The organism is Achromobacter seleniivolatilans (assembly GCF_030864005.1).
GTDB classification, from domain to species: domain Bacteria; phylum Pseudomonadota; class Gammaproteobacteria; order Burkholderiales; family Burkholderiaceae_B; genus Achromobacter; species Achromobacter seleniivolatilans.
In genome coordinates, this window is sequence record NZ_CP132976.1 from 2,781,252 (window position 1) to 2,795,419 (window position 14,168).

General features: G+C 61.3%; 14 protein-coding genes. 1 reads left to right on the top strand and 13 read right to left on the bottom strand.

Annotation, left to right across the window (positions count from 1 at the left end):
* Positions 1 to 113: 113 nt before the first annotated feature.
* The 5 genes from RAS12_RS12375 to rpsP all read right to left on the bottom strand — a co-directional run bounded on the left by RAS12_RS12375 (position 114) and on the right by rpsP (position 3,606).
* On the bottom strand, positions 114 to 869 hold the full coding sequence (locus tag RAS12_RS12375) for an ABC transporter substrate-binding protein (RefSeq protein ID WP_306949945.1): 756 nt from the start codon (positions 867 to 869) through the stop codon (positions 114 to 116).
* 111 nt (positions 870 to 980) lie between these two features.
* The gene (locus RAS12_RS12380) at positions 981 to 1,655 is read right to left on the bottom strand and encodes a helix-turn-helix domain-containing protein (RefSeq protein WP_306949947.1); all 675 of its coding nucleotides are present in this window, start codon (positions 1,653 to 1,655) and stop codon (positions 981 to 983) included.
* A gap of 108 nt (positions 1,656 to 1,763) precedes the next feature.
* Positions 1,764 to 2,645 carry a tRNA (guanosine(37)-N1)-methyltransferase TrmD gene (gene trmD, locus RAS12_RS12385; protein ID WP_306949949.1) on the bottom strand — a complete coding sequence of 294 codons (882 nt, stop codon included), beginning with the start codon at positions 2,643 to 2,645 and terminating at the stop codon, positions 1,764 to 1,766.
* On the bottom strand, positions 2,645 to 3,262 hold the full coding sequence (gene rimM / locus RAS12_RS12390) for a ribosome maturation factor RimM (RefSeq protein ID WP_306949951.1): 618 nt from the start codon (positions 3,260 to 3,262) through the stop codon (positions 2,645 to 2,647). The genes trmD and rimM overlap by 1 nt, the downstream gene beginning before the upstream one ends.
* A gap of 83 nt (positions 3,263 to 3,345) precedes the next feature.
* Positions 3,346 to 3,606 (bottom strand): 30S ribosomal protein S16, encoded by a 261-nt coding sequence (gene rpsP / locus RAS12_RS12395; RefSeq protein ID WP_006224007.1) that lies wholly within the window; start codon positions 3,604 to 3,606, stop codon positions 3,346 to 3,348.
* 421 nt (positions 3,607 to 4,027) lie between these two features.
* On the opposite strand from rpsP, the gene RAS12_RS12400 reads away from it, so the two are divergent.
* On the top strand, positions 4,028 to 4,609 hold the full coding sequence (locus RAS12_RS12400; RefSeq protein ID WP_306949959.1) for a hypothetical protein: 582 nt from the start codon (positions 4,028 to 4,030) through the stop codon (positions 4,607 to 4,609).
* 91 nt (positions 4,610 to 4,700) lie between these two features.
* On the opposite strand, the gene RAS12_RS12405 is transcribed toward RAS12_RS12400, so the two are convergent.
* The 8 genes from RAS12_RS12405 to RAS12_RS12440 form a co-directional block, all read right to left on the bottom strand.
* Complete coding sequence (locus tag RAS12_RS12405; RefSeq protein WP_306949960.1) at positions 4,701 to 4,970, bottom strand: sulfurtransferase TusA family protein; 270 nt, start codon at positions 4,968 to 4,970, stop codon at positions 4,701 to 4,703.
* Positions 4,970 to 7,594: an alanine--tRNA ligase gene (alaS, locus tag RAS12_RS12410; protein ID WP_306949963.1), complete on the bottom strand. Its 2,625-nt coding sequence runs from the start codon at positions 7,592 to 7,594 to the stop codon at positions 4,970 to 4,972. Before alaS ends, RAS12_RS12405 begins: the two co-directional genes overlap by 1 nt.
* A gap of 79 nt (positions 7,595 to 7,673) precedes the next feature.
* The gene (locus RAS12_RS12415) at positions 7,674 to 8,807 is read right to left on the bottom strand and encodes a prepilin (protein ID WP_306949965.1); all 1,134 of its coding nucleotides are present in this window, start codon (positions 8,805 to 8,807) and stop codon (positions 7,674 to 7,676) included.
* The gene (locus RAS12_RS12420) at positions 8,804 to 9,421 is read right to left on the bottom strand and encodes a type 4 pilus major pilin (RefSeq protein WP_306949967.1); all 618 of its coding nucleotides are present in this window, start codon (positions 9,419 to 9,421) and stop codon (positions 8,804 to 8,806) included. The genes RAS12_RS12415 and RAS12_RS12420 overlap by 4 nt, the downstream gene beginning before the upstream one ends.
* Positions 9,422 to 9,499: 78 nt before the next feature.
* Positions 9,500 to 10,630 carry a type II secretion system F family protein gene (locus tag RAS12_RS12425; protein WP_306949969.1) on the bottom strand — a complete coding sequence of 377 codons (1,131 nt, stop codon included), beginning with the start codon at positions 10,628 to 10,630 and terminating at the stop codon, positions 9,500 to 9,502.
* Complete coding sequence (locus RAS12_RS12430) at positions 10,623 to 12,344, bottom strand: ATPase, T2SS/T4P/T4SS family (protein ID WP_306949970.1); 1,722 nt, start codon at positions 12,342 to 12,344, stop codon at positions 10,623 to 10,625. Before RAS12_RS12430 ends, RAS12_RS12425 begins: the two co-directional genes overlap by 8 nt.
* Positions 12,341 to 12,835 (bottom strand): hypothetical protein, encoded by a 495-nt coding sequence (locus tag RAS12_RS12435; protein ID WP_306949972.1) that lies wholly within the window; start codon positions 12,833 to 12,835, stop codon positions 12,341 to 12,343. Before RAS12_RS12435 ends, RAS12_RS12430 begins: the two co-directional genes overlap by 4 nt.
* Entirely contained in the window at positions 12,822 to 14,162 is a 1,341-nt protein-coding gene (locus tag RAS12_RS12440; protein ID WP_306949974.1) for a type IV pilus inner membrane component PilO, read from the bottom strand. Before RAS12_RS12440 ends, RAS12_RS12435 begins: the two co-directional genes overlap by 14 nt.
* Positions 14,163 to 14,168: the final 6 nt, after the last annotated feature.

A 14,168-nucleotide genomic window follows, 5' to 3' on the forward strand; every position in this document is an offset into this window, starting at 1 on the left:
TCATCTACCCCAACAGGACAACACGCGCGGAATGCGCCCCGCCCGCCGGCGCGCGCATGCACGCCGGCCGGACTGATGCCATAACGCTTGGGTCGTGCGAGATCAGGCTGGCGTCACACGCCTTCCAGGCCCCACTTCTTCAGGATGGCGGCGATGGTGCCATCGGCCTTCAGCTTGACCAGCGCCTTGTTGATGCGATCAAGCAGCGCCGTGTCATCCTTGCGCGTTGCCAGGCCCAGGCTGCCCATGACAGTCGGCTGGTAGGCCTGCGCCATTTTCAGATTTGGGTAGTTGCCCTGACGCAAAATGGTGGCGGCAATCGGGTAGTCCATGAAACCGCCCTGGATGCGGCCGGCATTGGCGTCGCGCATCATGTCAGGCGGGTTGTCGTAAAGCTTCACTTCCTTGAATACGCCGCTTTTCTGGATCGGTTCGACGAATGCGGTGCCGACTTGCACGCCGACCGTCATGTCTTTCATGTCCGCAAAGGCTTTGTATTCCTTGTTGTCGGTCTTCAGCACCATCAAGCCTTCGCCGTAGCGGTACACCGGGTCTGAAAAGCTCACGACCTGCTGGCGCTGCGGCGTGATGAACATGGCGGCCGACACGATGTCGATGCGCTTGGACGTCAACGATCCGATCAACGCGGAAAATGCCATGGGTTCGATCTGCACCTCGAACCCCGCTTCCTTGCCAACTGCCTTCACAATATCGACCATCACCCCTTCAATAGAGTTGGTCTTGGTATCAAGAAAGGTGAACGGACTGCCGGTGGGTGTCGACCCCACTTTCAACACCGTTTGGGCGTGAGCGCCCGCGGCCATGGACAATGCTGCAAATACAGAGACAACCAGAGTCTTGAATTTCATGACATATCCTCGTCGTGGCAAAGAAGTCCGGATACTGCGTTGCGGCTGCATCGCCTCTCCGGATGGCGCGATGATCCCCAGTGTCATCGCCCCGCTATGAGTGCTGCGCGCTTATGGCGCCTGTTGCGTATCGTCCCCCGCGGCTTGAGTGATATTGGAGATAGCCCAGATGACCTCAGTCGTCTCGGACCCGGGATTGCGCCATCGGCGCGGCGTGCTGCTGGCATAGCAGAAACTATCGCCTTCGTTGAGCAACATGACGCGGTCGCCCACCCATAGTTCCAGCGAACCCTTAAGCACCAGACCAATCTGCTCGCCCTGCCCCGTGACGAACAATTCATTGCCGGTGGAGCCGCCGGGTTCAATGGACGCCCGGCACAAATCCATGCTGCGGCACGCGGGCGGCGTGTACATCTCTTTGCTGATGCCCTTTTCCCGCAGATCGATATATCGATGTGTGCCGGCGCGCGCGACGCGGCCATCATCTTCGCCCTGCGTGAGTTCGGCATTGCGCAGCAATGAATTCACGGACACATGAAACTCGCGAGCCAGCAGATGCAAGACCTTCACCGAAGCGGAACTCAGCCCGCGCTCAATCTGGCTCAACAACCCTAGCGACATGCCGCAAGCGCTGGCGACGTCAGCCAATGAGCGGCGTTGCTGTTTGCGCAATTGGCGCAACTGCTGGCCCAACCACAAATCGACAGCGGATTCCGGCCGCCCCGCCTGCGATGGCGCGGTTGGCAGTCCAGCGTGATCAAGACGTTTAAGGGCAGAGAGGCTCATATGAAAATTTCATTTGCATGTAATTTTCAATACTAAGGAGCAGAAGAAAGCCCCACAACCTAGGAACATCCCTAGCGGCGGTGGGGCTTATCGAATTTCGAAGACACCTTAAGAGGCGTCTGGCGTCTTGGGCGGAACCGGTGACGGCGGCGTGCTTGCCAAGGCGTCGGCAGCGGGTTTGGCCGAAGGCCGGCGCCTGCGCTTAGGCGGCTCTGAGGCGGGATCGTAGGTACCGGCCAGCTCGGCCAGGTAGCGCTCGTCGATTTTGTTGAGCCATCCCTTGGCCCGTGCTGATTCGATCAGCTCGGGACGCCGGGCCGCCGTCAGGGCAAGCGAACGCTCACGCCGCCAACGAGCGATATTGGCATGGTGGCCGCTCAACAAGGGCGCGGGCACAGGCTCACCCTGATAGACCTCGGGGCGCGTGTAATGCGGGCTATCCAGCAAACCGGACAAGGTGTCGTTGAACGAGTCCTGCAATGCGGAGTCGCCATCGTTGAGCACGCCCGGCACCAGCCGGACTGCTGCGTCGATGACCGCCAGGGCTGCAATTTCTCCGCCAGACAACACAAAGTCGCCCAGTGAAATCTCGTGCGTGACGCAGCGTTCAATGAAGCGCTGGTCCACGCCCTCGTACCGGCCGCAAATCAGGATGATGCCTTCACTGGCAGCCAGCGATTCAGCGTCGGCCTGATCGTAGCGCTTGCCTACAGGCGCCAGCAGCGCCACAGGGGCGCGGGCCAGACCTTGCGCGGCACGCGCTTCCTGGGCGGCGTTGACAGCGGCTTCCAAAGGCGCCGCCATCATCACCATTCCGGGGCCGCCGCCGTAAGGACGGTCGTCCACCGTGCGATGGACGTCCTGCGTGAAATCACGGGGATTCCAAGCGTGCAAGGACCACCGGCCTTGCGCATGCGCCCGGCCGGTAACACCCAGATCGCGCACTACCCCGAACATTTCGGGAAAGAGCGTAATGACGTCGAATCGCATCAAAGATCCGCGGGCCAGTCGCTGTCTATGCGGCGAGCGGCCAAATCGACGGCGTGTATGTGCGCGCGTACGAACGGAACAAGCATTTCGGCAGGTCGGCCTTTGGCGTCCAGGACAGGCTCGAGCCCTTCGGCTCCAGCTTTCTGGCACAAGACCTTCAAGACGGCATGTGCGCCGTTATCAAGGACTTCACCCACCACGCCTATCAGCGTGGCTTCACCGTTGGCGTTGGTGTACAACGCGCAGCCGATGAGGTCGACCCAGTAGTATTCGTCTTCCTCGGGCGCGGGAAAAGAACCGCGCGGCGCTTGGACGGAATATCCGCGCAAGGCTTCGGCCTGATCGCGATCTGCAATACCCGCCAACTGGGCCACCACTGTGGCGCCCTGCGTACGGACTTGCAAAACCTTGATTGCGACAGGCGCAGACGCGACAGCGCCCCGCGCCAATTCAGGCACAGGGCGAGTCAACCACCATTGAGATGCTGAGAGCAGTACTTCGGCATTGGCCGAATGTGGCTGCACCTTAACCCAGCCTTTCACACCGTAGGCCGCACTGATGCGGCCCAGCTCGATCAAATCCGTAGGCGCCGCGTTGGAGTTTGCGGCATCAGGCATGTATCGTGCTCTTGGTAACGATGAAACAGCTAAAAATGGTAGCTCTACTAACTAACAGCTTGGGGTTTAAACGACGCAGGCAATTAAGCTGCGGCGGAAACCTTGGCCGAGTAGTCTTTAACCAGACGCTCGACAGCGGGCGACAATTGCGCGCCAGTGCCGGTCCAGTATTGCACGCGATCCAGCGCAATGCGCAGGTTTTCCGTGCCTTCGCTAGCTACGGGGTTGTAGAAACCCACGCGCTCGATGAAGCGGCCGTCGCGACGGTTACGCGAATCGGTGGCCACCAGGTTGTAAAACGGACGCTTCTTGGACCCACCGCGGGCCAGGCGAATCACCACCATAGGTAATCCCTTGAATTAGTTGTGAAAAACGGGAAATTCTAGCACTTAAACAAGCCAGCTGGCAAATGCAGGTGCTGAATCAGGCGTAGCGGCGCGATTTGTATCCTAAAACACCACATCCGGGTATTCTACAAATGTGGGCCGGAGCCCGCCGCAGCCCAAAGTGTAGCCGCCCGGCAGCGCTTACGTCTGCTTTTCCTGCGTTTGACCCTAAGTGCGTTTGAAGAATAGCCCGGTTGGAGAGATCGGTTTTATGTCGTCCTACGCCTCATCCCGCGCTTTGCTCCACCCGTCCGCGCCACCATGGCGCAGCCCCCTTACTGCTTTCAAGCCATCGTCCTGATGGGCGGAGCCTTTGCGCCCGTTTCGTCGTGTCTCCGTGTTTTTCCCCAACACTTCCATTTCAGGAGAGTGCCACACCATGAAGAACCAGAAATCAGCCTTCACTCCCGTCGCGCGCCTGGCCTTGGCGGGCATTTTGCTGGGCACGCTGGCAATGCCACTGACGGCTTCCGCCCGCGTGGTCGGCGCGGCGCTAACCACCGCCACGGGTAAAGTTACCGCCGTGGACCCGGCTACCCGGACCATCACGTTGCAGGGTGAGAATGGCAACACCGTGAACGTTCAGGCCGGCCCCGACATTCGCAACTTCAATCAGATCAAGCCAGGCGACTCGCTGACGCTCGACTATTACGAGTCCGTGGGGATTGATGTGCGACCCGCCGGATCAGGCATACCTGAAGTCGTCACCGAGACAGCCGGGACGCGCAGCGCTCCGGGCGCCAAGCCCGGCGGCGCAATGGGTCGCCAAACCACGATCACGGCCGAGATCTGGCATATCAACAAAAGTGCCAATCTTGTCACGCTTAAAGGCCCCCAAGGGGGCATGCGCACGATCCAGGTGAAAGACCCTGCCCTGCAAGCCCGCCTGCAGCAGCTCAAGGAAGGCGACCTGGTGGATTTCACCATTACCCAAGCCGTTGCCGCAGCCGTGCATAAGTAAGCCGCACGCTGACCCGCAAAGCAAAGAGCCCGCCATGAAGGCGGGCTCTTGTCGTATGGAGCGAACCGAGCAGCCGGTTGGCTGGCCAGGATCAGCGGCGGCGCAAGAAATGCACGCCGCGCCCATCGGACTCTTGCTGCGCAACCAGCACGTTACCGGTCTGGCGCGCAAAGGCCTGAAAGTCGCGAATGGCGTTGCGATCCGTGGTGATGACGCGCAAAACCTGACCACTGGCCATCTGCGCCAACGCCTTCTTCGCGCGCAGGATGGGCAGCGGGCAAGTCAGCCCGCTAGCGTCGACTTCTTGCTCGAAATCCGGCGCTTGCGCGCCGGTATCAAGACCGGCTTCCACGCTGCTCATCAGAGACGCTCGTCAACCCACTTCTGCACGCCTGCAATTGCTGCGGGCAAGGCTGCGATATCGGTGCCGCCGCCCATGGCCATGTCAGGACGGCCACCGCCCTTGCCGCCCACCTGGCTGGCCACAAAGCCCACCAGATCGCCGGCCTTGATGCGGTCGGTCAGGTCGGCGGTAACGCCGCCCACCACGCTGATCTTGCCATCTGCGGACCCCGTTGCCAGCAACACAACGGCCGGCTTCAGACGATCCTTCAGGTTGTCGACCATGCCGCGCAGCGCCTTGGGATCCACGTCGCCGATGCTGGCGGCCAGGACCTTGATGCCCTTGACGTCGACAGCAGCGCTGGCAGCCAGATCATTGCCAGCATTGGCAGCCAGCTTGTTGCGCGACTGCTCCAGCTCTTTCTCAAGCGCCTTGACCTGATCCTGCACCTGGGCGATACGCGTCGGCAGGTCTGCCGGCGTGCTGCGCAGCATGCCCGCGATCTGGGTCAGCAAGGCATTCTGGTTCTGCACCCAGGCCAGCGCGTTGTCGCCAGTGATGGCTTCGATACGGCGCACACCAGCCGCCACGCCGCCTTCAGAAATGATCTTGAACAGACCGATATCGCCCGTACGGCTGACGTGCGTGCCACCGCAGAGTTCGCGCGAGAAGCCGATATCCAGCACCCGTACCGTATCGCCGTATTTTTCGCCGAACAGCGCCATGGCGCCACCCTTGACCGCGTCGTCATAAGCCATGACCTGGGCCACGGTGGGCTGGTTGGCCAGCACTTCGGCGTTGACGATGGCCTCGACACGCGCGATCTGTTCGGCGGTCATCGGCGCGTCTTGCGCAAAGTCGAAGCGGGTCTTGTCGGGGTCCACCAGCGAGCCGCGCTGCTGCACGTGCGCGCCCAGCACCTGGCGCAAGGCCTTGTGCATCAAATGGGTGGCAGAGTGATTGCGGATCGTGCGGGCACGGCGGACGGCGTCCACGCGGGCCAGCAGGGTGTCGCCCACGGACAGCGAACCCGATTCCAGCACGCCATGATGACCAAACACGCCCGCTTGGATCTTCAGCGTGTCAGCAACGACAAAACGCAAGCCGTCGGCTTCCAGCAAACCGGTGTCGCCCACCTGGCCGCCCGACTCCGCGTAGAACGGGGTAGCGTCCAGCACGACGACGGCGCTTTGGCCGGCCGTCACTTGCTGGACGTGCGTGCCGTCCACGTACAAGGCCGTGACCTTGACGTTGTCGAGTTCCAGCTTTTCGTAGCCTTCAAAGCGCGTTTCGGCGCCTTCGTAGCTTAGTCCTTCGGCCATCTTGAACTTGCCGGCGGCCCGGGCCTGGTCGCGCTGACGCTCCATGGAGACCTCGAAACCCGCCATATCGATTTCCACTTCGCGTTCGCGGCAGATGTCGGCGGTCAGGTCCACGGGGAAACCGTAGGTGTCATACAGCGTGAACAGCGTAGTGCCATCCAGCACGCCGCCTTTGGCCACATTAGCCAGGGCCGTGTCCAGGATGCGCATGCCGTGTTCCAGCGTTTCGCCAAAGCGCTCTTCTTCTTGCTTCAGCACCTGCGCAACGCGGTCGGCCGTAGCGGCCAACTCGGGATAGGCTTCGCCCATCTCGGCAACCAGATCCGGCACCATGCGATGGAAGAACGGCTTGGTCTGACCGAGTTTGTAGCCATGACGCAAGGCGCGGCGCACGATACGGCGCAGCACGTAGCCACGGCCTTCGTTGCTGGGGATCACGCCATCGACGATCAGGAACGAGCAGGCACGAATGTGGTCGGCAATGACCTTCAGCGAGTTGTCTTCCAGGTCCTTGATGCCGGTTTCGCGGGCTGCGGCGGCGATCAGGTGCTGGAAAAGGTCGATTTCGTAGTTGGAATGCACGCCCTGCAACACGGCGGCGATACGTTCCAGACCCATGCCGGTATCGACACAGGGACGCGGCAGGCGCGGCATATTGCCGGCGGCGTCGCGTTCAAACTGCATGAACACCAGGTTCCAGATCTCGATGTAGCGGTCGCCGTCTTCTTCGGGCGATCCCGGGGGGCCGCCCCAGATTTCAGGACCGTGATCAAAGAAGATTTCCGAGCACGGGCCGCAAGGACCGGTGTCGGCCATTTGCCAGAAGTTGTCAGACGCGTAGCGCGCGCCCTTGTTGTCGCCGATGCGAATGATGCGCTCGGTCGGCACGCCGACTTCCTTGGCCCAGATATCGTAGGCCTCGTCGTCTTCCTGGTAGACGGTGACCCAGAGCTTATCGGCTGGCAGCTTGTAGACCTGCGTCAGCAGTTCCCAGGCGTACTGAATGGCGTCGCGCTTGAAGTAGTCGCCAAAGCTGAAGTTACCCAGCATTTCGAAGAACGTATGGTGGCGGGCGGTATAGCCCACGTTCTCGAGGTCATTGTGCTTACCGCCGGCGCGCACGCTGCGCTGCGACGATGTGGCACGCGTATACGACCGCGATTCCTTGCCCGTGAAGACGTCCTTGAACTGGACCATGCCCGAATTAGTGAAGAGCAAAGTCGGGTCGTTGCCGGGGACGAGCGACGACGAAGGAACAATGGTGTGTTCCTTGGACTTGAAGAATTGCAGAAACTGCTGGCGAATCTCGGAGGATTTCATCGTGGATGAAGCAAGATTTAGGCGAATCTTTGATTATAGAGGGTTGGCGGGCTTGCGCGGGAATGCGGCGCAATCGGCGCTACCTGACGCAGACGTAACCGGTGGTCCAACCCTCGTTATCCGTCCATTTTCCGCCCGCTGACACGATGACACTCGTAAATCCGGCCGGGCAAGAGCAGTCTCCCGTTCGCGGGTTTACCGTTGGCACGCCCGTGTAATGCCAGCATCCTCTAGGGGCATTGACACTGTAGGCGCCTCCGAAACCGCCGCTGGCCTGTGTCCACACATTTCCCTGGCAGGAGAGTAATTCGCCCCCATGCGACGTTGCCAGAGTGCCGTTGACGCGTGGACAGAAATGGCCTGGCACAGCGCGCGCGGCCATCACGATATGTCCCCCAACAGAAACGTCGGTAGCGGTCGACAGCACGCCTCCAACCGCAAGACGGCCGCCCGCAGACATGTTGGACGCCACCGACAACGCCCCTCTCAGCATGGGATCTCGCGTATCCCGCAGCGTGACAAATCGGTCCACATCTAGCTGCCCGCCTCCACCTCCTGTCCCCGCGCCCGCCCAAAGCGCCAGCGTACCGGGCAAATAACGCGGGGCGCCGGACGCCAAAGGGTTGGCAAAGCTGAACACAGCCCCCCGCACCACCCCTGGCGACTGGGGCCATACCGCTCCCGCATAACCGCCCGCGGCGGCAATTACGGCAGATATGCCCACAAGATCAACAACTTGCGCTCCTCTTTTTAAAACCGGTGTGGCGCTGTAGACCAATCCGTCAAGACGGCACGACGCGCCCGGACAGGCCGGTGCGCGGGCGATCCTGATCTGCGCACCGAACCCCATGGAAGACTGCTCTGGAAAGTCCGCTGGCAAGTGCCCCTGCGTGCGCAACTCGGCCACAGTGGGCATTAGCGGGTTCACGAACAGCGGCTTGCCCTGACTGCCCAATGGCGCCTGCCCATTGGCCAAGGCGTCGAAATGCAGGTTCAGCACCCCCGCTAACGCCAGGCGAACCTGCGTCAGCCATACGCCGGTTGAATGCGCCGCCGCATCTTCGATCCGCTGTACGAGCTGATTGGAAGCCCAAATGGCAATCAGGGAGGTCAGAACCAAGCCCAGCGCCACGCCCACCAATGAATATCCTGTTTGCATCAACCGCAGCGCAATGCCACCACGCCAGCGCGCCGGACACAGGTGGCTGCTCATCGGGCGGTAAACACAAAGGTGTTGACGTCTCCGTGGCCGCATTGCGCCTGGGCTAGCGCGGCGCGATAGAGAACGCGGGGCGTGGCTATCGAGTCTTTGACCAGCTTGGCGCCGCTGGCGCCATCAATCGAAATCGATTCAGACACCCGCTGCAATACCGAAGCCAACGATGGACAGGCAGCCTGGCTAACATTGGTGAGCGTGACGGTAAAAGCGGCGCCCAAACCTGCCCCATCAAAAGCGGCCGGCGCAACTTCGACAATACCGTTGCGCCCCGAACCCGATCCGCCCAAACCGTGCGCGATAGTGGCCGACGCGCCGGAACCCTGTACCGACAACACGCTTGAATCGCGCAATGCGTTGGCCATGGCGCCGGTATCGAGGCCAGCGTATGGCGTGATGCCGCCCCCTTGCGCATTGATCTTCATGCTGGCAATAAAGCGCTGCAGTTCTTCGCCTACTTTGGGCACCTTGTTTTCGATGACGTAGCCGCCAATTGCCGGGATGCCAACAATCGCAATCAGCAAGACGATCGCCGTGACAATGGATACCTCCATCAGTGAAAAACCTTGTTGGCGCATGGCGCCGAATCGACCCCTGTCGAACCTCTGCATCGTTACCTCCTGCTGAAAGCAATCAAGGATTGGTGGATATGCCTTGCAACGTCGTTTTCGAGCCGTAAGGTCCGGCTACTACTGGTTTGCATAAAAATTTGTGAGTGATTGACGCAGTTCGTTGATCACGCCGTAGTGCCAGAGCGTGATTCCCAACACGGTCGCAAGCGACGCAATCAGCAACGTCCAGCGCAATGTGGACGCCTGGCGCAACACCCGAACCAGCAGCCGCTCTTCAACCCGCAAGCGCACTCGGGCCAGTCCCGTCTCCAGCCCCGAGGCGTCCATCATGTCGGCCATAAACCACCACGTTTCGGCATCGAGCAGGCCCGTATTGAAGAGTTCGGGCCCCGCCACACCGGCATCGGTCCGATCCAACATCGTCTGCAAATGCCCACGCAGCCAGGGCTGCGCTCCGCGGCACTGCACGGACAACGCTCTGCGCAATCGCGTGTCGGCCGCACCATGTTCACGCACCAGCACAGCCAGCAGGGACAGGAATTGAATGGCCTGAAAATCTCTGTACAGGCGCCAGATCAACCAGCTATCCAATCTGTCGCGCCACGGCCCCGTCAAATTGGCCAACGACCATTGGCCAAGCAGCGCCAGACCCACCGTTGATACCAGCCACAAGACCAACCATTCGCGAACATATCCGGCCAGTGCAAACAACCCTTGCGTCAGTCGCCCGTAGTCTTCGGCAGGCACCGTCTGGAATACGCTTTGCAAGCGGGGCACGCTGAAAAAGGGAATGGCGCACAGCAAGGCGAAGGCCACCAGCGCGGCGACCATACCCGTCGCGGCTGCGGTCATCACAGCCATGCGGGCATCTGCCGCCAGACGAACGGCGCGCGCGATGTCTTTGAGGGCAGCGGGCAAATCGCCACCCTCTTCCTGGACGCAGGCAAGCAGCAGACAGTCTCTGGCTGGCAATGTGGAGGCCCATGCTCCGCCCAGGTCTCCGCCAGCCTCCAGATAAGACAATGCCCAGTGCCGAGACAAGCGGCCGCGTACAGTGCCTGGCCCATAACGGCGCGCATCGTCTTCGAAGATGTCACGCAGGCTTTTTCGGCCTTGCGTCCCTTCGACCAGATCCGCCAGATATTCGTAGTAGTCCGCCCTGCGGGAACGGAAACGCCAAGCATCCAGCATCAGGCCATAACCGCCTGCCGAAAACCAGGAAGAAAGCGCCAGACGCCATTCAGTCATGATCGCCCCGTTGCGGTGTTGCGCCCGACCCGCTGGGCGTAGCAAGCAGATCAAACCGCTGTAGCAAGACCCTTGGGTCGAGTTCTCCTTGGTTGACTTTGTAGAGCGCGCCGTCGAGCGCTCGCTTTCCACGCTGGCTGACATCGCGCCAAGTCTCCGGGCCTGCCGAGTCGACGTGTCGTTTCAGGGCCAGGTTGTCACGTTCGCGCACGCGCTCATGAAAACCTTCCACCCTGTCCGGCTCGATCATTTCAGCGGCGACGCTGCGCCCTGCGATTCCATTCAACGCGGTGAGTTGCGGGCGTCTGCATTCAACGCAACCTGCCGCATTTGTGACGCGCAAAGCGTCAAGCTCCAAACCATAAACCTGCTGCATACGCTGCACCCATGGCTGCCATTCGGCGGCATCAAATGTGCGATGCCCGCTAGGCATTCGCCACAGGCTGTCTACGGGCAATGCACAGCGGGCACACAGGCGTGGCAACAGCGTCTGATAGACGAGCAGCTTCAGCACTCCTGGCGCCGCCAGGAAATCGCGCGATACGCCGATGGCATCTGAAGCCAGCCGCTCAGGAATCATCGCTGCCGAACCCGCGTGCGTGGTCGTGTAGAGACTGATGCCCGAGCTTGCCAGGTCCATGAATGCGCGGCCGGTATTGACGTCGCGGATTTCACCGACCAACAAATCATTCATAGCTGACCGTTTGATGGTTTTCAGTTTGGCGTCGAAAGCAGGCCAGGCCGAACCCGCCAACGCGCTGCCCAGCGTGTTTTGCAGTGCATTGCCTATGATGTATTCAACGGGGTCTTCGAGCGTAATCACTTTGCGGGTGGCAGCAATGCCCCGCATCAGCGTCGCGATCGTAGTGGACTTTCCCGACCCCACAACACCAGCCAGCACAATGGCGCCGCCCTCACGCTCTCGAGCTCGCAATAAAGTGGATATCTGTTCAGGAAAATAACCCAGCGCATGCAGATCGCCACCAGCCGTGGCGTCCAGGCGCAGGATGCGCAAGCACACGGATGGGCCCATGTCAGTAGCCAAAGAGGCCCAGCGCAATACGACAGGAATGCCGTCCAAATCGAGCGCGATCCGACCTTGCTGCTCAAGCGCCGGATCAAATACAGCGCCATTGCCGCCGCGCACATCCATCCAGGCCACGGCTAACACTTCCAGTAGCGTGGCATTGGATAAACCGGTGAATTTTTCGGTGCTGACGTATTCGCCATTGATGGTGTAGCGGATCTCGCAGGCGCCGCGACGTTGGTTTACGTTGACGTGTATATCGCTTGCCCCCTGCGCCACACCCCAGCGCACGATGTCCAGAAACAACGCGGCCAGCGCGGAACGGCGGTCGGCCTGCACGGACCCGCCCTGCCCGCCCAAACCCTGCGCCGTCAATTGTTCGCGCGCAATCATCAGCAGCAACGCGGCCGGTAACGCGTACCGCGACGGTTGCGCCAGTCTGTAGCCTTTGGCCCGCACCATGCGCTCGACTTCGTCAATCGCATCTCCCTGGATGTATTTCTGGACTGCGAAGATAGCGGCCTGGCCATTTGCCAGAAGCACGGGGCACAAACGCCCTGCCAGGGCGGCAAGATCGAACTCCCGGCCCAGTGCGCAGACAAATGCGGGCTGCAACTGGGAGATATCCTGCGCCGTACGAAGCTCGGGTGCGGACGTCTTGCGATCCACCGCAGATTGCCGGGTCATGGATGATTCCCTCCCGCATCCATGCAGCCAGTGTGGTCCTGCTCTGCCCCACGCAGACGGACGCACGCGCCGTCGATGGCAAGCAGCCTGTACACGCCGGCCGTGACCGCCCCCGCGATAGGCTCCTGGCGGCCCGCTTGATAACGAAGCAACGTGCCATTGACGATCAGATCGACCTTGAGCCGGCTGGAAATACCGAATATCGCCACCACGCGTATATCGGCGGGCGGCCGCAGTGCGGAAACTTTCTGCCCCAAAGAATCCAAACCCGGTCGGCAAATTCCAGGCACCCGGCAATCCGCCAAGGCAGCAGCCGCATCGGCGCGCAACAACGTACGCACGGTCTCCACTTCCGGCCATGCATGGGCATCGTCCTGCGGCATCGCAGATTCCTCTGCCGGCGTATTGGCCGCATACGCCAACAACGCCAGGCTAAAGACCGCTCGCCCGCCGACTGCGCCGCAAAGCGCGAAGAATTTAGTCTTGTTCATACAGATCCCCGTCCAACTCAGCGACCAACACGCTGGCAATCAAACCAGGCCGCAATTGCGCCTGCACATCCAGCACAAGGCGCGACCATCGGGCGGCCAGGATCGGGCCCGGCAATAGCATCAACGAACGCAATGGTCCGTGCACACGCAATGCACGCCGCCGCACTATGCGTGGCTCTGGCTGCGCAGAGTCTGTTACCCCGGAAAGCGATGCGCCAGTAGCCGACAACGGCACCGCAGGCGCCAGCGCCAGCGAAGCAAAAGCTGGCCGCAGTTGCTGCAGGCCGGCGACCAATTCGGTATCTACCCGCAGCCGGCCGGGAAGATTCAAGTCCGCCAATGGAACACCGTCTGACGCAACGCGCCAGGACAGCGAGGCCTCATCCAAGGGATTGAAAGACACCTGCCAACCCGCAGGAAGGCGAAGATATAGTTGATGATTCGTCGCCATTGAATGCGCACGGGCATATGCAGCCGAACAGTTCCAACCCGACCTATCCGCATCGCATTGGGCACGACGCAACGCCCAGCCCTGGACCTGAATAGGAAGCTTGCCCAGGCTGCGCAGCAGACGAGGCAACTCGGCAGGGGAATGCACAACCGTATCCCGCAGCATCACCTGGTAGGGATTCGCCCGGCTCACATCACCTGATGATGGCAGCACTGCAACGGGCGGGCTTGAGCGCACGAGCGGCGCCAACCCATTCCACAATGGTGGCGCAACCGCGGACAGCCCCAAACATGCCAGGAACATACGCGGCGCAAGCGGCAATGCGGCCCAGCGAGACGGCAACCCCACCAACCGGGCGTCAGGGTCCACCGCCTGAAGCAACGCGGCCCAAGTTTCATTGGCATCATGCTCTTGTAATTCTGGCCGCTGCGCACCCAACAACGCCTGCGCGCGCAGTGCTTCATCCTGTGATGTGAACACCTTGTCCGTCTGCGACAAAACGGTGCCGTCAATCGCCCCTACCCACCAATAGCGCCCGTCCGGCAGGCGGATCAGGCTACGCCCACCCGACGGATACAACACCGCGTACAGCTGTGCAGCAGCTTGAATATGGGCCCCGGCGCCGCCAAGCGGACGATGACGCCATCCAGAGCGCACACGCCCGTATCCGGCGACCATGGCCAGCGAACCACCCATGACGTAATGCGTGGCCTTCAACCGCCGCCCGCGCTTTTGCGCCAGACCCGCAGCGTTCGAGCCGATAAGCACCTGCCAACGCAGGCCGAACGCCAACGTGCGCATTGCGCCGGGGTGCACTGCGCCGGGGGGCAATGCACCAGCGCACTTGATCAAGAGCAGATAAGGAGCTCGATGCATGACGTG